This is a genomic window from Leptolyngbya sp. CALU 1928, from assembly GCF_056784215.1.
Genome location: NZ_JBXBCE010000001.1, coordinates 3,080,762 through 3,101,249 on the forward strand (window position 1 = coordinate 3,080,762; position 20,488 = coordinate 3,101,249).

A 20,488-nucleotide genomic window follows, 5' to 3' on the forward strand; every position below is an offset into this window, starting at 1 on the left:
TCAATTAGATGCTGCCAACTATTGAATAGCAAATACTTAGTCAGGCTGAGGATGTCTTGAAAGAAACCCTTGCGAGTGCCCCGTTGGTGGCGAATTTTCTGATAAGACGTGTCCACTAGATGAAGCACTGTATGGAACAGGAAAGCCAGGAGATTGAGCGTGAGCAAAAAGTTGGCTAAATGCTGTTGCCCATGCCCAAAGTTGTGTTCGAGATGGTACCCCTTGGTTTTGAGGACATTGTGATTTTCGTTTTCGGTCTTCCATCGACTTCTACCAGCAGCGACCACTGAGGCAACGGTGGTATGACCCAAGCGATGGTGGGTGATGAAGGCATTGTGGTAGAGCACCTGAGCGTCGTGTTCCCGGGTAACGACCAGTTCGCACCAATTGACCAGCAAGGCGGGTTGAGTGTCCCGAATCGGCACGAGATTGGCATAGCGGTAGTGATAAATCGCTGGAGTGCGCTGGTGGCATTGCCGGATTTCTAGGGTCTCGAGCGCCCCCAAAACCTCAAGCACGTGCAAGCGCTCGTACAGGGCAGGGTGAGAGTCGGGTAGAGCGGTAAAAATGAAGTTTATGCCAAGCTCTATACACTGCTGAACCATCGGTTGACGACTATAGAGGTCATCCCCAAGCAGCGTTATTGGGTGTTGGGCAAATTGCCCCGCATGGGTCTGCATCCAGCGTTTAGCCGCCACCACTTCGCAGTCTTGTTTCACAGACCCATCTTGCGGACTGATAAATTCGGGGGCTAAGGCAATCACCTGCGACTGACCAGGAGCGACAATCACGGGTAGAATCGCGCTATGAAAATAGGTCACACGCCCATTTTTATGCGTTCGAGTTGAACACTGCTGACACTGAATTTTCTGCGAACTGAAATATTGCGTCCCGTCTAAGGTGACTAACAAATGCCCTCCCAAGCAGTGGTATGCCTGCAAGTATCCCCCTTGCCTCAAACCTCGATACACCTGCTCAAACACACCCGTTAGGACAGGTGCAGCCAGGTGATCCAAAATATTGCGGATTTGCGGTGTACTCGGAATTTGAGCTAACCCAAACAATGTTTGAGCGTTATCCTTGCCCTGCCGACTCTGCATTTGCCGTTGGTGCTCCAGGAAAGACTCGCACTGCATGAAAAACACGCTAAACGCTGCCAAGATTGCGTCACTCACGCTGTAGCGGGTGCCGTTACTCGCTTGCCTTGGGTCTTCAATCCGACTGATGGCTTGATGCAGATAGCCTAACAACACCCCAAAACTTAAAGGCAATGATTCCATCACCGTGCTCCCACGAGGTGTTTCCTTATCCTCCAGTCTGATTCAGCGAGTTGTCAAAGTTTTGAATTTGGAATTGCTGCCCGAATAGGTACTTTTTCCATATACTGATAAATCAGTCTATATCGAAACTCACCTGCGCGAGTGCCGAAAGGAATGCTGATGCAACTAATAGCAAACCAAAAAAGCTTGCTGTTTAAGATACCTAATAAATATCGATCATCTGTGCCCAGACAGTAAGCTGTATTCGTAATATATGTACCTTGCGAATCAAGATAAAACCGTGGAAACTTTGCAATGTCTGGATACACAATTTTAGGTCTGTCGAGGTAATCATAGTAATCGCAAGCACGCAATTCCCACCAAAACTGACCTTGATCTTGTCTACGTTTAGCTTCATCTCTAAATGTTTCAAGATGTCTTGCAAGGATCGTATAATTTTTATAGAACCAATCCCACGCCTGAGCTTCAGAAGGGTGACTAATTTGCGACTTTTTTGCTGTCCAACCGCTAGGAATCACAATTAAATATCTAAGATTACTTGCAATGCAGTAACGCTTTATATCTTGTCCTCCTAAAAACTTCTTAATCAAGTCTCTACTTTCAGGGCATTGCCTAACCATATGTGAATAAAATAGCTCATCTATTTGAAAAGCTTGATTTAGTCCAGTTTTTAGCCCATAAAACAGCTTATTATTGACATATTCCAACAAATTGATTCCATGCAATTTTATTTTCAAAAAAGCCTGATATTGAGATTCCGTATCAAGTATCCACCCATTTTGATGTAAGCGAGATGTTGGAATTTCATAACTTTCTTCTAAGGCTTGCTGTTTAAAGGACAGAAGATTGACTGACGAGTTTTACAAACTCTGATTGATTCGCTTTGTTCAGCTCTTCTTATAGTTGGAATACAAGTACAGCGGTTTGCAGACTCATGAGGGACAGTAGCAGCAGTGGGCAAACCAGTTTCGCAAATGCTTCGGATTCATTAAATCCATCGCCGTTGCAATCAGCGTATCGACCCGTTTCGAGGTCGTCGGCGAGAACTGCCTTAAGAAGGCTTTTAACTGCGACCACCAGTGTTCTATGGGGTTAAATTCCGGGGAGTAAGGAGACAGGTACAGCACCCTTGCGCCAACCGCTTCAATTAGAGGTGCTATCGCGTCTACTTTGTGGGTCGGCAGATTGTCCATGACCACAACAGCCCCTTGCCAGAGTTGGGGCACAAGACACTGGAAGACATAGACTTCAGAGGCAGCCGCGTCCATCGAAGCATCCATTGTCATTACAGCCAGGACTTTTGAGACCGAGATCGCACCAATGACACTCACCTTACTACCGCGATAAAAGGGTTTGAAGTCGTAAGCTCGTGCTCCAGACCTTGCACGGGCATGCGTTCGCATCAGTCCCAGCAAAACTCCCATCTCATCAAGAAACACTAAGTCCTTGAGGTCTACCCCCTTGACTTGGGTCCAATACTCCCCTCTTAAGCGTTGTACGCGTTCGCTCGTCGCTTGGTGGGCGCGGAGTGTTTTTTTTGGCGTGGTAAATCTAGTCGCTGGAATGTCCGACACATGGTGCTTTGGCTTACCCATAGTCCAGTCGCATCAAACAATAACTCACAGTATTCTGCCAAGGTCGCATCGGTCTGTTGCTCGAAAATCGCCATCAACTGATTCTGATGCTCCATCACCGCACTCACCGACCCACCCTGCTTGCGTGGCACCACATGACCTTCTGTCCGCTTCTGAGTGACCCACCGCTCGACACAGTTTTTGCTGACACAGAAGCGCTGCGCTACTTTTCTGAAAGAGCTATCTCCTTGTTCAATCGCACTGACAACTCGTTCTCGCAAGTCGATGGAATACGGCTTCATTCGTTACCTTCTTTTGCACCACTTTAGTGTCCCCTATCTGAACGCAAACCGCTGTATAAGTATCTTTTGCACTATCAAAAACTGCATACCCCTCGAAATCAATAAATTCTAATATCGAGTAATCGGGCTGAAGATATTTACGCAGTTCTGAAGCATAACTTGCTCTCAAAAAGCTACTAGAAACAATGATGCTAAAGACACCCCTTTTTTGTAACAACCTGAGGCTTTTTTCTATAAAATAGATATATAGATCGGATGTACTGTCAAAGGATGTGTAATGACCTTTGAAGTATGTCTTTGTTTTTGATAATGATTCTTGCCTGACATAAGGTGGATTGCCAATGACGACATCAAAGCCACCGGATTGCATGATTTTTGGGAACCCTTCTTCCCAATCGAAGACGTTAATTCGATAGATTTCGTCTTCACTTAGCAAATTCATTTGTATCTGATCGTAGTAATCAGAGCCGATTAAGGAATTGCCACATTTGATATTTTTCTCTAGGTCGGGTAGTGCCCGTTCTTGAAAGAGGGATAGCTGTTTTTTCAGGGTTTCTTGCGATTCACCTTCCAGGACTTTCAACAATAAAGAAAGTTTGGTAGTTTCGACGGCTTGCAAATCAATATCCACGCCGTGAATGTGGTTCAGCAAAATCTGTTTTTTGGCATCAGAAGTCAGCCGCCAATCGCCGCCGATGCCCTGATACAGTTGTTTTTTGTACTTCGTTGGGTTGGCGCTATATTGCTGCAAATACCAGTTCAGCAAAAATTGATAGGCTCCAATTAAAAATGAACCGGAACCACAGGCAGGGTCGAGGATGCGAATCGCTTCGGCTTGTTTGGGCGTTTTCCCCTCCAGCAATCGCCCAACAGTGTTTTGCACAATGTATTCCACGATACAGGTGGGCGTGTAATAGACTCCGCCTGCTTTTCGCACTTCTGGCTTGTCTTCGACCACTGCCTCATGGGTCGGCGTTAAGCGAATCACCTTGCCCAAAAACTGTTCATACACTTGCCCCAGAATTTCAATTGGAATTACCGAAAACTCATAGGGGCTGTCGGGATAGTAGAAATTTTGGATAATCTGCTGAAGTGGCGCATCGGGAATGGTCAATGTCAGCGTAAATTCATCGGCATCGGGTCTATCTTTCTCTGGTTTGAAGTGGAATAAGCCAGAATTGTAGCGATCGTCTGCTTGCCGAAACAATCGAGTCAATTGCTCATAAACTTGCCCTTGCTGGGTTAGCGATCGCAGTTGTTCATAAGGTTCAATCCCCCGATCTTCACAAATTCGCAAAAAGATCAGCCGATTAATCGTCATCTGCACCGCAAAGTTCAAATCCCGTTGCGATAGGTTGGGATTGTTGGCTGATAGCGCGATCGCCAACCATTCTCGCCACGACTCAATCTCCTTCAAAAACACCGCATCAACCGTAGTGCTGCCCTTTCTCGATTTCGTTTCATCGACAAACTGCTCTAGTGATCCGCCTAACACTGCCTCCTTCGAGAACAGGTCATAAATCTCGTTCCAGCGATCGGCATATTGGCGATAACCCAAATAGAGCGATCGGGCAGTGAATGCTTTGTCCGTCTTGTCTGGAATCACCCGACAGTCATACACCGCAAATTCTTCAAAATCCGTCAGAATGCTCACAGGCAACTTCGCCGACCAGCCATAGCGTCGCACCTGAAACGCCGCACTCACGCTATCTGCTAGATTCACTGACGGCTTCTTTGCCTCCACAAAAAACTTGCGGTTGCCACCAATCCGAAAACAATAATTGGGCGCTTTCGTCGATCCGCCAATTTTAATGGCATCCTCAAAAATCACTTCCTTATAGACTTCTGAGGCATTTTGTTCATTTCGCAGATCCCAGCCCAACTCAGCAAAAAAAGGATCAATAAAGTCCTGGCGAATATGGGCTTCTTTATAATCGGGCGATCGATAAGCCCCTTCATTTTCTTGGAACCGCTCCACCAACTCCAAAACTTTATTGGGAACTGTCATGATCGCGCCTTCAAGCTGAAACCTTGTTTCGATGATAGGCGATCGCTTGATTCATGGGGTTCCATAGAGCGATCGCGCTTCTCCTTCACAGCTTGGAGCGATCGCTCACGTTAAACTGTTGATACGAAGCGATATGAGAAATTTGAGATGAAAATCAAGGCTGTTATTTGGCAGGAGGACGGTATTTGGTGTGCGTCTGTCCCGGCTCTTCCGGGCTGCCATACTTGGGGAGAAAACTACGAACAATTGCTAGAAATGTTAGAAGATGCAATTCAAGGTTGGCTTGAAGTTTCTGGACAGCAAGAAACCCTTGAACCAGAAAAACAGTTGATTGAATTGACTGTATGAACTCGATCTCCGGTAAAGCGTTGTGCAAGATTGTTGAGAAGTATGGTTGGGCGTTAAAACGAATCACTGGTAGTCATCACATCTATGCCAAAGAGGATGAAACTGTGATTCTTTCAATCCCGGTTCATAGCAATCGAGATTTACCTCTGGCACTGTGAGAAGTCTTCTAAGAGATGCTGGATTGACAGAGAAAGATTTAGATTAACTGGAGCGCCGTTTCTTAAAGACCCGGAGCGATCGCGCTTCTCTTTCACAGCTTGGAGCGATCGCTTTGATACACCCCTCACTAAGCTAGTAGTCTGAGGCATCAGTTCACCACCTACTTGCAAAGATTAGAAATCATTGGGTGAGGACAGATTCTAATTTTCTTCCTATTAAGAAATAGGTTTTAATTTGACCTTTGCCTTTTATCTTTATAGTCCCTCTAGGCTGGAAGTTGTATTGATGCTTTAAATGCTCAAAGGTCGCTTCAGCTACTTGAATTTCACCGGAAACCCCGTGGGACTCCATGCGACTGGCGACATTCACGGCATCGCCCCAGAGGTCGTAGATGAATTTCTTTGTGCCGATGACTCCCGCCACAACCGCTCCCGTATTAATGCCAATGCGTAAATTGCAGTTTTGTTGATGGCGAAAATTAAATTGGGCAATTTCTGCTCTCATTGCCAGCGCCATGTCGGCGATCGCTTCAGCGTGGTCAGGGCGGGGGATGGGTAACCCACCCACAACCATGTAAGCATCACCGATTGTTTTAATTTTTTCCAAGCCATATTGCTCAGTAAGGCGATCAAAAGCTGAAAAGATTTCATTCAGTAACGCAACCAATTCCGCAGGCGGAATCCGCTCAGACAGTTGGGTAAATTCCACCAGATCTGCAAACAAGATCGTGACGGAAGAAAACCCATCCGCAATGCTATTGTCGCCTTCCTTCAGCCGTTGGGCGATCGATGAAGGCAAGATATTCAACAGTAACCGTTCTGATTTTTCCTGCTCTTGAGACAACTTCTGGTTTGTTTGTTGAAGTTGGGCAGTGCGCTCAATCACCCGTAGTTCCAAATCTTTGGAGGTTTGCCGTAACCGACCCACTACAATAGCAATTCCCAGCAATCCCAGCAGAGCTAACCCCAACAGCATCGCAAACGTGCCGTTTAAGCCCCGATTGGTTTGAGCCATGAAAACATCCAGCGGTTGAATGATCTCCAAAACCCCCCGCACATCTCCCACTCGCCAATCGCGTTTGGGGCTGTCAGGATGAGTGTTGTGGCAAGCTACACAACTGGGTTTCATGATGTCGGCTTGGGCATACCGTAATGCCATCCGCCCCTGAAACTCTTCCATCCGAACGTAGGGTTGTTCGGGATCTGCCCGGAGGCGCATCACTGCGTTTCGCTCAAACTCATCGCGTGTGCCTCCCTCGGCTTGACGTTGGCGGAAAGGATAGTCACTGTAAAGCCGAACGGCCATGCCTGAATTTTTTTCGGTAATATAATGAGCTAGTTCAATCAGGTAGGTGACGGGGAGGGGAATTGCACCAGTTTTTGAAGTGTACTCATTGGTAACGGTAATGCCAGGAATTGTTTTGGCGCGATCGACCGCTTCTGAACTGTAAAGTGTGCGGGCAGCCTGCATCACCTCAGCGTACTGACTTGCGCTCTGCAACGCTTGGGAGTAAACCCAAGTGCTGGATAGTTGCGATATGTTCCACCATGCGCCTACAACTCCCGCTACAAAAAGCACCGCAAGAACAGCAATTGTCCGTTTGTGCAGCAGTTGAAGCAGTCTAGTCAATAACCTGTTAATAGATGATTTCGCAATTTTCACTTTTTCCTGGTTAATAGCAACGGCATAGAGTAAAAAGTCTCTGTTATCAAAAGCCCTGGATTATTACTCACTTCAAGCAGATGCATTTAGCTTCAGGAGAATAAAACTAATTTAAGAAAAATCTTATTCACAATTCAAATTTAATCCAAACTATTAAGTTTGTATGGCGATCGCAAAAGCTGTTTGATGCTCTAAAGGCTTTCACCCTCAAAAGTTTGTTTTAGACTGATTGTTGCTATTGTTGCTACGGTTTTATTTGAGCAGCCTCGTCAGGCGCACCCTGAAGTAGAAGTGCCGCTGGCAGCACGGATGCACTCCCGGACTTAGGATGAGTTTATTGGTCAAGATGAGATCGTCGGGCAAGGGCAGTTGTGAACACAGGCAATTCAGACAGATCAGCGGTGGTTTGCGATCGCTGCTAAAGCCCCAACCTACAGAAGCTACCTCATTCAAAGTTTAACGGACGCTGAAATGGAAACCATACAGTCTTGCTTTATGCACTATGTTGGTAACCAAACGGTTTTGTGGAAAAGCGCGATCGCCTTCTTCTGGGGGCACATACCTTAATCCATTGGGTATTCACCGTCAGTTTGACCGCTCTTGTAAGGATCATTGGCGCTCCACACAGCAGCGAGAACAACAAATCCAAATAAAACTGTTTAGAAAAGGATTAAATTTTTCCGGTTGCCTCAAACAGCTTCGCCACGGTTTGAACATCTTTATCGCCTCGTCCAGAGCAATTGATCACAATCCGAGGAGAGCCTTGCAGTTGAGGACACAGGACATCCAAATAGGCGATCGCGTGGGCGGTTTCTAAGGCGGGGATAATTCCTTCTAGTTGAGATAACCGTTGGAAAGCATCTAGCGCTTCTTGATCCGTAACGCTGTAATATTCAGCACGACCTAGTTCTTTAAGATAACTATGCTCAGGTCCAACCCCTGGATAATCTAATCCAGCGCTAATGGAATGGGGTTCAATCACTTGCCCATCTTCATCTTGAAGTAAGTAGCTCATTGCGCCATGCAACACTCCAACTCGCCCATGTGTCAACGTTGCGGCGTGTTTTCCAGTGTCTACTCCTTCGCCAGCCGCTTCAACTCCAATCAAGCGCACCGATGGCTCATTGATAAACTCGTGAAATAGCCCCATGGCATTGGAACCGCCGCCCACGCATGCCAATAGAATATCGGGTAAGCCCTGCCATTTTTCCTGGCTTTGGACGCGGGTTTCTTGCCCAATTACTTGGTGAAAGTCGCGCACAATCATCGGGTAGGGATGAGGTCCTGCGACTGATCCAAGGATATAGTGCGTAGTTTCTACATTCGTTACCCAATCTCGAATGGCTTCCGAAGTGGCATCTTTGAGCGTGCCTGTCCCCGCTTCCACCGGAGACACCTCCGCCCCCATGAGCTTCATCCGAAAGACATTTAGCGCCTGCCGCTCCATGTCATGAACGCCCATATAGATAACGCATTTCAACCCAAATCGAGCGCAAACAGTTGCCGTTGCCACGCCATGCTGTCCGGCTCCGGTTTCAGCAATAACGCGCTGTTTACCCATGCGCTTTGCTAGTAGAACCTGCGCCAAGGCATTGTTGATTTTGTGCGCGCCCGTATGGTTGAGGTCTTCTCGCTTGAGATAAATTTGTGCGCCAGTACCGTCGGGCTTGGCGTAGTGAGTTGTTAACCGTTCGGCAAAGTAGAGTGGACTTGGACGACCCACATAATCCTTGAGCAATCCCTGAAGCTCGGTTTGAAAAGCGGGATCATCGCGGTACTGATAAAAAGCAGCTTCTAGCTCAGCCAGTGCTGGCATCAGGGTTTCGGGAACATATTTGCCGCCAAACTTACCAAATCTTCCCAGGGTATCAGGGCGTTGAGCGGATGAAGTGGGCTGAGAACTGGGACGAAATGGAGTAGTAGTCACGGGTTTTAGCAATGCAACAGGCTTTAATTATAATGGCGATCGCCCCTTGGTGATTGAAAACACGCGATCAATCAAGGCACTAAATCCTAGGCATGAAAGCGTGATCTGGGTGGGGAATATGGGAATTATTGGATGAGGGTTAAACCCAATATTCACCTTAGTAACAAGGATAGTCACGATGCGGCTTCTTTCTAAATTGACCCAAGCTTCAGGATTGGCTGTAGTGGCGATCGCCGCGCTCCAAATGCTGTCGGCAACCGCAGCCTCTGCCCAGGATATGTATGGAGCAATCTCAACCGACGAAGATGGGCAATGGGGCTATACCTATAACTATCCAACCCGCGCCCAGGCTGAAGCCAGTTCCTTAAAAGAATGCGGTGAGCCTGGTTGTGTGGTGCGGGTGTGGTTCAAAAATGCCTGTGGTGCGGTGGCTGAGAACGATAAGGTAATCGGCTGGGGATGGAGCGCTAGTGAAGCTGAAGCAAAAGCTGAAGCGATTTCATCTTGTGGCAGCGGCGACTGCAAGATCACAACTTGGGCTTGTACCGATCGATAAAAGCGTGGTTGCTCATCATAAAAGAAAAGTGGGTAAGACTTCGCTGCCCTCAATCGCTGGCGAAGTCTTACCTTACGAAATTGGGCAAAGTCCTTGGGTAGGTAAACAGTCAATGAATTGCTGCTACTTACGTTTACAAACTTAGGGCGTTTACAAACTTAGGCGGTGAAAGTGTAGGGTGGAAGTAGATGTAAGACGAGCAAGAGCTAGCAATGACGAATAGCGAAAGCATTAAAACGGATAGCGAAAGCATTAAGCTGGATCAATTCCTCAAGGTTAAAGGGGTTGTTGATACGGGAGGACAGGCAAAGCTGTTGATTCAAGATGGTGAGGTGAAAGTGAATGGCAAAGTGGAAACGCGACGCGGGCGAAAACTGATCCAGGGCGATCGCGTTTCTACTTTTGGGGAAATCTTTCAGGTGGATCTCGCCAATCTGCTGGATGGATGGGAATAAAATGCAGAATACGAAGTGCGGTTTGTAAAGGTCTACTAACGATCAAGTTTTCCTATACTTATGAATAGCTATTCATGGGTGATGATATTTCCGCTAGCTCAATCCGGTAATTTTCAATTACTGGGTTGGCAAGTAGCTGATCACAAATGCGATCGAGTTGATCCCCGGCTGCTGTTTTATCCTCAGCCGTTAAGATAACTTCAATATACTTGCCGATTCTGACTTGTTCTACTTGATCGTATCCCATGTGTTTTAGTCCCGATTGCACCGCTGTTCCCGCAGGATCTAGAACAGACGGGCGAAGAGTAACATAGATTTGAGCCTGATATTTCTGGGTCACAACCCGATTCCAAACGATAGTCCAGTTCTGATGCTACCGCTTTTATGAACTTTCGCCGCACTCGCAGCCAAGAGCGTATTATTGAACTCCTTAAAACTTTAGAAGGATCAATTTCTGCTCAAGATCTCTATGTTGAACTGCGATCGCGTGACCTATCAATGGGGTTAGCAACCGTGTATCGATCGCTAGAAAGCCTGAAACTAGAAGGTTTGGTGCAGGCTAGAACAGTCCCCAACGGCGAATCGCTTTATAGCTTGGTTCAAGAAGATCGACATCATCTAACCTGTCTGCAATGTGGCAAGTCCGTTCCCATTGGTGAATGCCCTATTCATGACTTGGAAGATCAGCTTCATCAGTCCTATCAATTCAAAATTTATTACCACATGTTGGAATTTTTTGGACTGTGTACCGCTTGCCAGCAAGCGAATGCTTCTAAATGATTGACTCTTGATAGATTTTGATTTTGCTTAAGACAGCTTAGCGTTGGTCTTAATGCGCTTCTAGCTCTGAACACTGATCATGTTCTTGGTTTTGTTCTCGATACTGGGCAGCTAAGGATTCCAGTTGCTTTTTTTCTCGCTTTAAGCTTTCTTCAAGCTGTTCAAGCTGTTCACGACGAGCTTCTAGCTCTAAGGCGCGCCGATCAAGATCTTGGCTTTGAAGTGTGAGGGTTTGCCGCCATTGCTCTGTTCGTTCAAATTCTTCTTGCAAAAACTGCGGAGTGATGCCTGTAACTAACAAAGTGCGAATAATATCCAACAACCAATCTTTTATGTCACTCACTTCTAGCACTTCGCGAGCATCGGAAAGTGTTAGTAAGACCAGTGTTCCCTGAGTATAGTGAGTGGCTTTGACACAGGCTAAAGTGTCTTGCTCATTGACGATCGCCCAAGCATATTCTGATCGCTGATGAGCGAGTATTCTCAGTTCTGCACTGTCGGCAGATTGTTTAGTCTCTACTTGAGCCAGACACAACATGCTTTCGCCTTTCTACTTTTTGGAGTATAAAAACAAACATAGAGCTAATGAGTGGAGGCTACAAGCAAGAGTAGACAACTTCACAGCTTAAACATCTGCATACTCGTGGTCTTAATAATTTCTAACTTTGGCACGAAGAGAGTATACTCCCTCTCTTTAAGAGAGTTTAATAATTATCTCTAATTTTGTGGGTTGAACCAGGTTGTTGCCTCGATTGGCAGGAAACATTTAGATCTCCCGCAGTCGATTTTGCAATATTTCTGCTTGTTTTTGCGCTTCTGCAAGGGTTGCTTGGGCAGTTTGCACTACGTCGGCTGGAGCTTTATTGACAAAACTAGGATTATTCAGGCGACTCGAAAGGGCTTGAATTTCTGCTTCAACTTTTTTCAAGTCTCTTTCTATCTTGACTCGCAGGGCATCCATATCCACTACGCCAGACAGGGGAATAAGAATCTGGACTGTTCCAGTGACTCCAACAACCATTTTTTCAGTGGCAATCGCCGGATCACTTTCAGTGGGGTGCTGAATGGTGAGGGTTTCGACTTTTGCCAAATCTTGAATGGAAGATTGCCCAGCGGTCAGAATTTGACGTTCGCGATCGCTCTCACTTTGCAAAATTGCCCGAATCTTAACCCCAGGTTTAATGTCGGCTTCTGCCCGGAGGTTGCGAATCGTGCGAATCGTGTCGGTAATTAAGGTGAATTGCTGCTCTAAGTCGGTATCAATCAACGTGAGATAGACTTCTGGATAGGGTTGCAGGGCAAGCGTATGGAGCGTGTCAGGTGGGGTGGTTCCTGATCCCGTCAGCGTTTGCCAGAGTTCTTCGGTAATGTGTGGCATGAACGGATGCAACAGTTTTAAGATGCCATCTAGCACAAACGCCAACACTTGTTGGGCACTCTGTTTAGATTCCGCATCATCTCCCAATAGGCGCGATTTGACCAGTTCAATGTATAGATCGCAAAAGTCCCCCCAGAAAAACTCATACAAGCCCTTCGCTGCTTCTCCCAAGGCAAAACTGTCGATCGCAGTGCGAGTTTGTTGCGTGACTTGGTGAAAGCGGGACAAAATCCAGCGATCGGCAAGGGGAAGAGAGCTTTGAGTTATTAAGTCAGAACTCAACATTGAAAACTCATAATCTTCCAAGTTGATCATCACGAAACGGGAGGCGTTCCACAGTTTGTTAGTGAAGTTGCGGGAGGCTTCCACTGATTCGGATTCATCAGTTTTGCGGTTATACAGCAAGCGAATATCTTGCCCTGCACCTGCCACTTCTTTAATCAAGGTATACCGCAGGGCATCGGTGCCGTATTTGTTGATTAGCAGCAGTGGATCAATGCCGTTGTTGGCGGATTTGGACATTTTCTTATTGTTTTCATCCCGCACCAAGCCATGGATGTAAACCGTTTTGAAGGGCATTTGTCCGGTAAAGTGCTTTGCCATCATGGTCATGCGGGCGACCCAGAAAAAGATGATGTCAAACCCAGTGACGAGAGTAGTGGTGGGATAGTAGCGATCGAAATCTGCCGTTTCCTCAGACCAGCCCAGAGTAGAGAAAGGCCATAAACCCGATGAAAACCAGGTATCTAATACGTCAGGATCTTGTTGAAGCTGCACCGCTGCACCAAATTGCGCGATCGCTTTTTCTCTAGCTTCCGCTTCATTACGTGCTACCACAAAAGGCGTATTGTCCAAAATCTCGCCGCCTGTCTCGCTCACGGCATACCAAGCCGGAATTTGGTGCCCCCACCACAACTGCCGCGAAATACACCAATCCCGCAAACTCACCAGCCAATCCCGGTATACTTTCGTCCAGCGATCGGGCACAAAAACAGGCGAGTCTTGCTCATCCAGACTACCCAACGCCTGTTGGGACAGGGAATCAATTTTGACGAACCATTGGGTTGAAAGCAGCGGCTCCACGGGAACTTTGCCGCGATCGCTGTAGGGCACGGTGTGCTTGTAGTCTTCAATTTTGACCAGTGCGCCCAATTCTTCCAGTTTGGCAACCACTCTTTTTCGGGCGACAAAGCGATCTTGTCCTTGAAACTCTCCGCCGTTCTCGTTGACAGTGCCGTCTTTGTTCAGAATATTGATGAATGGCAAATTGTGACGTTTACCCATTTCAAAGTCGTTGGGGTCATGGGCTGGAGTGATTTTGACGCAGCCTGTACCAAAGGAAGCATCCACATACTCGTCAGCAATGATCGGAATTTCACGATTCATGATCGGCAATGTCACGGTTTTGCCAATGATCGACTGGTAGCGATCGTCCGTGGGATTCACCGCCACTGCCGTATCGCCCAGCATGGTTTCGGGACGGGTCGTCGCCACTTCCACATAGCCAGATCCATCGGTGAGCGCATAGCGAAAATGCCAGAGGTGTCCGTTGACTTCTTGATTTTCCACTTCCAAATCAGAAACCGCCGATTGCGTCGCAGGGCACCAGTTGACCAAATACTGTCCGCGATAAATCAGCCCTTGCTCATACAGGGTGATAAAGGCTTCTAACACCGCCGCCGATAAACCTTCATCCATAGTGAAGCGTTCTCGTGACCAGTCTACCGACAAGCCCAAGCGCCGCAGTTGCCCGACGATCGCCCCGCCGGATTCTTCTTTCCATTCCCAGGCTCGTTTCAAATAAGCTTCCCGCCCGACATCCTGACGAGTTTTGCCCTGAGCCTTCAGTTCGCGATCGAGAATGGCGCTCACGGCAATACTGGCGTGGTCAGTTCCGGGCAACCACAGGGTGTTGCGTCCAAGCATCCGGTGATAGCGCACCAACACATCAATTAAGGAGTGTTCAAAGGCGTGACCCATATGCAGGCTGCCCGTGACGTTTGGCGGTGGAATCACGACACAGTAGGGTTCACCAGGATGGGTAGAATCAGCCTTGAACACTTGATTGTCTTCCCAATATTGCTGCCACTTGGCTTCAGTGGTAGAGGGATCATATTGAGTAGATAGGCTGGACGGATTTGCGGTCATGGAAGGAATGCAATAGGGAATCTAAATTGTGCCATGGCAATCGCCCAGCGCGCATCAAAACTCTTGCATTAGCCGCTGAGAATGGTGGTGCCCCACTCTGGGATCGCCGCTTTTCTCAGTGTCCTGGATTCAATATCTGGTCAGCCGCGAGTGTCAAATCGGCAAATATATAAGAAACAATTACCGCATCATTCTGGTAAACCTGTTCCTCATATAGCCCGTCTACCCATTGCAAGATGGTCACTTTTTGGGCGATCGCATCCACAATCCAATACTCTGGAATTTGCCGTGCTGCATACTCGGTGCGCTTATAGCGATAATCGCGGGTTTCCTGCTTGGGGCTAACGACCTCAACCACCAATAAGGGCGGTGGCATATCGTGAGTAATCAGACGTTGATTGACTCCCTTCAAGTCAGTTGCAGTCTCTTCTGTCAAGACCATTAGATCGGGTTGCCGTGCGGTTGCCCGTGTGCCACTGACCACAATTTGAGCTTTCATGCTTAAGCAATAGTAGGGAATGCCAAGTTGCAGAAAGGTCGCAAACAAAAAAGTGGCAATGCGATCGTTGAGATCACTTTCGGTTGGCATGGCAATTAGTTCCCCGTTAACCAGTTCATAGCGGGTATCGGTGCCGTCGTCATAGGTCAGGTATTCCTCGATCGTCATGGGTTTCGTGGTGACAGACATGGCGTTTACCGGGGTAGGCTGAACGGGCATTACTCATTTTTGGATATTTCTATGATACTGGTTGAGTTGTTTAGGTGACGGCGATCGCTGCGGTCAGTAGTAGCGATCGCTGCGTTTCTGCTATTTACTACTCCCGATTTCTAACGACCCACTGTTGCCCAAACGGTGCGCGATTCTCCCAGTGAGAGGCTGCGCCAACGCAAATCTAAAATTCACAATTTTGTAGCGTTTTATACTGATTAAGTAGGAGGTGGGTTGTGTCGAATATAGTCAGACAAAGCGGCATTGATTCAGAGCTTGATAGTCTTGATTACCTACTTGACGTTTGAAATATTCAATGACTAACGTATCAAGCACAATCACTGATTGCTGCTCCCGATCCACTGGAACTCTATCAACTTGAAGAACTGCCTGCGCCATTTGAGCTTCAGTGACTTCAGGAATGTCTGATAAATCAATGTCTTCATCGAACCTTGCATGAATTCGTTCTCAATCAGTGTGAGAGGTTCTGGAAGAAGATGGGTTGTTCACGTTTAGTACCTTTTCACATTGAAATGATACATTTCATCGTCGGTTGCGGTGTGGGAGATCGCCACCAGGACTTGATCCAATAGACCCATTGTAATCAAACGTTGTTCTCCGTAGACAAAGCGATCGTCCTCATAGGTAAACCTTGCACCTGTAAAGACAAGTTCAGCATCGGCAAAATCAAACCCATGTTTCGCCAAGTTTGATTGACGCTTGTTATCATCTCAGATGAATTGCAAGCCTTACTATACATGCAATGTAATATATCGAGATCTTTGCTGGAAGTTAGTTGGATAGTATCCAGATCTCCGCCTGCTTGACCTTGTCCTTTACGTTGATTGGTAATGGTGCGATCGCGAGATTAGCGGTCAGTGATCTTTTGCTCAGCAATATTCCAGTAGGTCAGTCCCAACGCCGTGTATTTCACATTTTCCACTCGATTCCGCACGGCTGCCATTGCCATTTGGTTTGCTAAATAAATAAACGGCAAATTCTCCTGGGTGATTTGCTGCGTTTTGGCATAAATTGCCCTGCGTTTGCCTTCATCTAGCTCCTGCGCGCCTTGGATATAAAGCTGCCCAATTTCTTTTTCCCAATCGGAGACTTGTCGTCCGATCACAGGCGGACTTCCGGGTTTAGAACCCTGGTTGAACGTATGGGAGCCGCCATCGGGGTTCCACACATTAAAGCCATCGTTGGGTTCAATCCCACCGGTTAAACCCAGCATGATACATTCCCAATCGAGGGACGTATCTAGCTTTTCGACAACGGTGCCAAAGGAAATGGGGGAAAAATCGACCTGCATCCCGATCGCCGCGAGATCTTGCTTAATCTGGGCACCGATCGCTACCCGCAGCTTGTTTTCCGCATTGGTAATCATGGTAAACCGCACCCGATTGCCATCGACATCCAATAGCTGTTGCTGACTGTCATACTTAAATCCTGCTTTGAGCAGTAGTTCCTTAGATTTTTGCGGATTGTAATCGTAGGTTTTCAGCCCTTCTGCGGGCGAAAGATAAAAAGGGCTTTGGACTGAAATTGGCGAATTCTGTGGTTTTGCCAATCCGCGAAACACATTGTTGATCAGCTTATCTCGATTGATCGCATAGGCAACCGCCTGCCGAAATTCTTTGGTGTTAAACCAGCGCGATTTAATCGGATCAACTAAGGTTGTTCCGTCTTGGCGGCGACCCGTATTCAAGTTAAACATGGTGTAGAGGGTGCCTGTGCGTAAGCCGCCCTGCTGAATCTGAAAGTTGCCGCGTCTTTCTTCTTGCTTTAGTAAGGAAAAGTCTTCGGGTCGGAGGGAACCTAAGCCTCCTAACTGATCGAGTCCACCTGACCGAAAGCGCAGGAGTTCTGTATCAGTAGACTCGACAATCTGCATGACGATTCGTTCAATATGGGGCAACGGCTGACCCTGACTATCTTTGCGCCAATAGTTAGGATTGCGCCGAAACACATAGCGCTGGCTGGGAGTATAGCTTTCCAGCTTGAAGGGTCCACTGACGACCAGTTCTTTGGGATCGGTATTGGTGCCCCAAGTCGAGAGAAATTTAGGTTTTCCTGCTTCATCGTTGGTAAAAACAGAGTCGCGTAGGGCATGTTCTGGCAAAATACCCATGCCCAAAACTCGCAAAAAGGGCGCAAACGGTTCAGGGGTAGTAAATTCTACGCGTCGCTGATCCACTTTGCGAATGGATGGAAATTTGCCATCTTTGCCAATTCGGAGCAGATCCCGCAGATCGGTGGGGATTTTTTCGTTGAGATAGACATCTCGGTAGGTAAAAATTACATCGTCCACGGTGAGAGGTTGACCATCCGACCATTTCAGCCCGTCCCGCAGGGTGAAGGTGACGCGTTGTTTATCGGGAGAAATTTCCCAAGATTCGGCAAGGGCTGGCTCAATTTTGGAGGTTTCGCCACTTTCACCGATTAAGCCTTCGGAGGTGTAGAGAAAGATGCTGGGAAACTCGCCGTTAAATGCAGGATTGAAGGTTCTAAAGTCGCCTAGGGTGCTGATCACAAGCTGAGAGACTTGTGCGGCTTCGGTTTTGAAGATTGCTTGGCTACAGGCATTGAGGGTGATCGCGCAGACTATCCCTAACCCGATGAGTACCCAGCGATTCAAATTTGGGATGCGTATATTCATTATTTAAGGGCTTCTAATAAAACCACGGCATAGGCAGCAATTCCTTCTTCTCGCCCAGTGGCATCTAGGGTTTCATTGGTGGTGGCTTTGATGCCAACTTGATCGGATTGCAGTTTGAGGACGCTAGCAAGGCGATCGCGCATTTTTTCGATGTGAGGCTTGAGTTTAGGGCGTTCTGCCACAATCACCGAGTCGATGTTGCCAATTTGCCAGCCGCGATCGCGGATCAGTTGATCGACCTGTTCCAGCAACTGCAAGCTATCTGCCCCTTTCCATTTGGGATCAGTCGGCGGGAAGTAATGACCAATATCCCCTAAACTAAGTGCCCCCAACATGGCATCCATAATGGCATGGGTCAAAACATCGGCATCGCTATGTCCCAATAATCCCAAAGAATGTTCCAGCTTGACCCCGCCTAAAATTAAGGCGCGATCGGGCACTAAACGATGAATATCGTAGCCATTGCCAATCCGAATTGCAGCCATCACACCTAGCTCTCAGCAGTTAGTAACCAAATTTGATTATAGGAGACAGCATCAAGAAACAGGTGTTTAGAAAAACGATATAGCAATTCTCGACCCAGTTAAAGGTGCGGGACTTTCCTGCTAACAAGGGGTTTAAGCCTTTTGTCTGTAGCTAACTAGAACCAGAAACGCGATGAGGGAGGGGCAAAAATAATTCAAGCAAAAGCTCAATCAAAAAGCCTCTTAGCTGACGGGGCTAAAAGGCTGATGAAAATATTCAAATGCCGCGGTAGGAAGAGATAATCAGCTTTTAACTGGTTACGCCTACGCCTGACGAGAGTAATACTCAACCACTAACAGTTCATTAATTTGTAGCGCGATCCATTCACGCTCAATAATGCTGTTAACCTTACCTTGCATTTTGGCTTTATCGAATTCCAAATGGCTGGGCAGGTTTGCCAGTCCAGGATAAAGCAAATTTGTTTCAATCATTTTGCGGGAGCGCTCATTGTCTCTCACGCCGATCGCTTCACCGGCACGGCACTGGTAGCTAGCAATATCTACTACGCGCCCATTAACCGTGATATGCCCGTGATTGACTAATTGACGGGCTGCGGGAATGGTCGGAGCCATACCCAACCGGAATACGGTGTTGTCTAAACGCATCTCTAGCAGTTGTAGCAGCGCTTCCCCTGTGGAACCGGATGCACGACGTGCTTTACGAACATAACGAAGCAATTGGCGTTCGCTCAACCCATAGTTAAAACGAAGCTTTTGCTTTTCCTCCAAACGCACTGCATATTCAGAACGCTTTTTACGTGCCTGACCATGTTGACCAGGTGGATATGCCCGTCGGGGTGCTTTGCGCGTTAAGCCTGGTAGGTCTCCTAGGCGGCGCACAATTCGGAGGCGCGGACCTCTATATCGCGACATGTATCTTCCTCTGAAAATCGAAAACTAGACAAGACTTCTTATCATAAGCGATTGAGAAACAGGATGGAAGCCCTTAAGCAATTTTCTTGATTGATTAGAAAATTATTTTAGAATAGAGGCATGAAACAAGTTTTGATTGGGGCTGTTCGCGGATATCAGGTCGGAATTTCGCCACTGCTGCCGGCTACCTGTCGCTTTCAACCGACCTGCTCTGAATATGCGATCGCCGCGATTGCCAATCACGGAGCGCTAAAAGGAAGCTGGTTAACCACTCAGCGGATCTGTCGCTGTCATCCGTTTCACCCCGGTGGCTATGATCCAGTTCCGCCGATTGCCACGCCCTCTCAATCGCCGAGTCAGGTAGATAACGATCCATGAAGCCCCACGCTGTGAAGCCTCATTACGGCATTCCGATTGCAGAGTGTGGTGAACCCTTGGTATCGATTCCCTTGGAGCAATTTGCTTGGGTATCGCCGCATCCTTATATATCGCTAGGTGCGCCCTACGGAGACAAATCGCCGTTTTTTGTGCGCCAAACGGTATTAGAGCGATTACATCAGGCTCAGACTTATTTGCAAAAACAGCGATCTGGTTGGCGGCTGCAAATTTTTGATGCTTATCGACCGTTGAGCGTACAGCAGTTTATGGTGGATTACACGTTTCAAACCGTGATCGCAGAAGCCGGATTAGATGCCGCGACGCTCAGCCTCGCTGACCGCCAAGGAATTTTAGAGCAGGTGTATGAATTTTGGGCACCGCCGCTGGCTGATTCTGCGACTCCGCCACCCCACAGCACGGGAGCCGCGATCGACTTGACGCTGGTTGATGAAACAGGCACTCCGGTGGAGATGGGATCAGTGATTGATGAGTTGTCGCCGCGCTCCTTTCCAAACCACTTTGCGAAGAGTTCTGCAAGCGATGAACAGCGCTATCATGCTCACCGACGGTTGCTCTGTCACGGTATGGAGGCAGCTGGGTTTCTGCGACATCCCAAGGAATGGTGGCACTTTTCCTATGGGGATCAGCTATGGGCTTGGTTGTATCAGCAAATGATTTCTGAGGGTTTTGAGGGTTCTGAGGATTCAGCGATCGCTCAGTATGGACGAGTAGAAGAAATCGCTAGATCTATCTAAAGAACGGGACGAA

General features: G+C 47.6%; 22 protein-coding genes and 2 pseudogenes. 7 read left to right on the forward strand and 17 right to left on the reverse strand.

What is annotated here, in order from left to right:
* Positions 1-35: 35 nt before the first annotated feature.
* From AC1S5B_RS14390 to AC1S5B_RS14410, 5 genes and pseudogenes are all read right to left on the reverse strand, one after another.
* Positions 36-1,250, reverse strand: a pseudogene (locus tag AC1S5B_RS14390) (ISNCY family transposase); the annotation flags it as partial.
* Between the two features lie 83 nt (positions 1,251-1,333).
* A complete protein-coding gene (locus tag AC1S5B_RS14395) occupies positions 1,334-1,987 on the reverse strand; it encodes a TaqI-like C-terminal specificity domain-containing protein (RefSeq protein WP_482036358.1) in 654 nt (217 codons plus the stop codon).
* Positions 1,988-2,212: 225 nt separating this feature from the next.
* Complete coding sequence (locus AC1S5B_RS14400; RefSeq protein ID WP_482036359.1) at positions 2,213-2,875, reverse strand: transposase; 663 nt, start codon at positions 2,873-2,875, stop codon at positions 2,213-2,215.
* Positions 2,767-3,156: a helix-turn-helix domain-containing protein gene (locus AC1S5B_RS14405; RefSeq protein WP_482036360.1), complete on the reverse strand. Its 390-nt coding sequence runs from the start codon at positions 3,154-3,156 to the stop codon at positions 2,767-2,769. Before AC1S5B_RS14405 ends, AC1S5B_RS14400 begins: the two co-directional genes overlap by 109 nt.
* Positions 3,107-5,164 carry an Eco57I restriction-modification methylase domain-containing protein gene (locus AC1S5B_RS14410; protein ID WP_482036361.1) on the reverse strand — a complete coding sequence of 686 codons (2,058 nt, stop codon included), beginning with the start codon at positions 5,162-5,164 and terminating at the stop codon, positions 3,107-3,109. Before AC1S5B_RS14410 ends, AC1S5B_RS14405 begins: the two co-directional genes overlap by 50 nt.
* A gap of 147 nt (positions 5,165-5,311) precedes the next feature.
* Here AC1S5B_RS14410 and AC1S5B_RS14415 point away from each other — a divergent pair, with 147 nt between their 5' ends.
* The gene (locus AC1S5B_RS14415; protein ID WP_482036362.1) at positions 5,312-5,512 is read left to right on the forward strand and encodes a type II toxin-antitoxin system HicB family antitoxin; all 201 of its coding nucleotides are present in this window, start codon (positions 5,312-5,314) and stop codon (positions 5,510-5,512) included.
* Entirely contained in the window at positions 5,509-5,670 is a 162-nt protein-coding gene (locus tag AC1S5B_RS14420; RefSeq protein WP_482036363.1) for a type II toxin-antitoxin system HicA family toxin, read from the forward strand. The genes AC1S5B_RS14415 and AC1S5B_RS14420 overlap by 4 nt, the downstream gene beginning before the upstream one ends.
* A gap of 181 nt (positions 5,671-5,851) precedes the next feature.
* Here the strand turns inward: AC1S5B_RS14420 and AC1S5B_RS14425 are convergent, their stop codons facing one another.
* From AC1S5B_RS14425 to AC1S5B_RS14435, 3 genes are all read right to left on the reverse strand, one after another.
* Positions 5,852-7,300, reverse strand: a complete 1,449-nt coding sequence (locus tag AC1S5B_RS14425) for an adenylate/guanylate cyclase domain-containing protein (RefSeq protein WP_482036364.1) — start codon at positions 7,298-7,300, stop codon at positions 5,852-5,854.
* Between the two features lie 703 nt (positions 7,301-8,003).
* Complete coding sequence (trpB, locus tag AC1S5B_RS14430) at positions 8,004-9,260, reverse strand: tryptophan synthase subunit beta (RefSeq protein WP_482036365.1); 1,257 nt, start codon at positions 9,258-9,260, stop codon at positions 8,004-8,006.
* 27 nt (positions 9,261-9,287) lie between these two features.
* Positions 9,288-9,437: a hypothetical protein gene (locus tag AC1S5B_RS14435; RefSeq protein WP_482036366.1), complete on the reverse strand. Its 150-nt coding sequence runs from the start codon at positions 9,435-9,437 to the stop codon at positions 9,288-9,290.
* A gap of 1 nt (position 9,438) precedes the next feature.
* On the opposite strand from AC1S5B_RS14435, the gene AC1S5B_RS14440 reads away from it, so the two are divergent.
* Complete coding sequence (locus AC1S5B_RS14440; protein WP_482036367.1) at positions 9,439-9,816, forward strand: DUF4189 domain-containing protein; 378 nt, start codon at positions 9,439-9,441, stop codon at positions 9,814-9,816.
* A gap of 212 nt (positions 9,817-10,028) precedes the next feature.
* Positions 10,029-10,271, forward strand: coding sequence for an RNA-binding S4 domain-containing protein (locus AC1S5B_RS14445; RefSeq protein ID WP_482036368.1), 243 nt, complete (start codon positions 10,029-10,031; stop codon positions 10,269-10,271).
* 58 nt (positions 10,272-10,329) lie between these two features.
* On the opposite strand, the gene purS is transcribed toward AC1S5B_RS14445, so the two are convergent.
* Positions 10,330-10,611 carry a phosphoribosylformylglycinamidine synthase subunit PurS gene (purS, locus tag AC1S5B_RS14450; protein ID WP_482036369.1) on the reverse strand — a complete coding sequence of 94 codons (282 nt, stop codon included), beginning with the start codon at positions 10,609-10,611 and terminating at the stop codon, positions 10,330-10,332.
* Between the two features lie 44 nt (positions 10,612-10,655).
* Between purS and AC1S5B_RS14455 the strand changes: the two genes are divergently transcribed.
* On the forward strand, positions 10,656-11,051 hold the full coding sequence (locus tag AC1S5B_RS14455; RefSeq protein WP_482036370.1) for a Fur family transcriptional regulator: 396 nt from the start codon (positions 10,656-10,658) through the stop codon (positions 11,049-11,051).
* A 49-nt stretch (positions 11,052-11,100) separates the two neighbouring features.
* Here the strand turns inward: AC1S5B_RS14455 and AC1S5B_RS14460 are convergent, their stop codons facing one another.
* From AC1S5B_RS14460 to rpsD, 8 genes and pseudogenes are all read right to left on the reverse strand, one after another.
* A complete protein-coding gene (locus AC1S5B_RS14460) occupies positions 11,101-11,589 on the reverse strand; it encodes a hypothetical protein (protein ID WP_482036371.1) in 489 nt (162 codons plus the stop codon).
* A 228-nt stretch (positions 11,590-11,817) separates the two neighbouring features.
* Positions 11,818-14,577 (reverse strand): valine--tRNA ligase, encoded by a 2,760-nt coding sequence (locus tag AC1S5B_RS14465; protein WP_482036372.1) that lies wholly within the window; start codon positions 14,575-14,577, stop codon positions 11,818-11,820.
* Positions 14,578-14,692: 115 nt separating this feature from the next.
* Positions 14,693-15,295: a Uma2 family endonuclease gene (locus tag AC1S5B_RS14470; RefSeq protein WP_482036373.1), complete on the reverse strand. Its 603-nt coding sequence runs from the start codon at positions 15,293-15,295 to the stop codon at positions 14,693-14,695.
* A gap of 240 nt (positions 15,296-15,535) precedes the next feature.
* Complete coding sequence (locus AC1S5B_RS14475; protein WP_482036374.1) at positions 15,536-15,685, reverse strand: hypothetical protein; 150 nt, start codon at positions 15,683-15,685, stop codon at positions 15,536-15,538.
* 113 nt (positions 15,686-15,798) lie between these two features.
* A pseudogene (locus AC1S5B_RS14480) lies at positions 15,799-16,005 on the reverse strand (BrnT family toxin); the annotation flags it as partial.
* Between the two features lie 149 nt (positions 16,006-16,154).
* The gene (locus tag AC1S5B_RS14485; RefSeq protein WP_482036375.1) at positions 16,155-17,945 is read right to left on the reverse strand and encodes an ABC transporter substrate-binding protein; all 1,791 of its coding nucleotides are present in this window, start codon (positions 17,943-17,945) and stop codon (positions 16,155-16,157) included.
* Positions 17,945-18,430 (reverse strand): 2-C-methyl-D-erythritol 2,4-cyclodiphosphate synthase, encoded by a 486-nt coding sequence (gene ispF / locus AC1S5B_RS14490; protein WP_482036376.1) that lies wholly within the window; start codon positions 18,428-18,430, stop codon positions 17,945-17,947. The genes AC1S5B_RS14485 and ispF overlap by 1 nt, the downstream gene beginning before the upstream one ends.
* Positions 18,431-18,733: 303 nt before the next feature.
* Complete coding sequence (gene rpsD / locus AC1S5B_RS14495; RefSeq protein ID WP_482036377.1) at positions 18,734-19,342, reverse strand: 30S ribosomal protein S4; 609 nt, start codon at positions 19,340-19,342, stop codon at positions 18,734-18,736.
* A 120-nt stretch (positions 19,343-19,462) separates the two neighbouring features.
* Here rpsD and yidD point away from each other — a divergent pair, with 120 nt between their 5' ends.
* Both yidD and AC1S5B_RS14505 read left to right on the forward strand, forming a co-directional pair.
* Complete coding sequence (yidD, locus tag AC1S5B_RS14500; RefSeq protein WP_482036378.1) at positions 19,463-19,720, forward strand: membrane protein insertion efficiency factor YidD; 258 nt, start codon at positions 19,463-19,465, stop codon at positions 19,718-19,720.
* Positions 19,717-20,475: a M15 family metallopeptidase gene (locus AC1S5B_RS14505; protein WP_482036379.1), complete on the forward strand. Its 759-nt coding sequence runs from the start codon at positions 19,717-19,719 to the stop codon at positions 20,473-20,475. The genes yidD and AC1S5B_RS14505 overlap by 4 nt, the downstream gene beginning before the upstream one ends.
* The last annotated feature ends 13 nt before the right edge of the window (positions 20,476-20,488 follow it).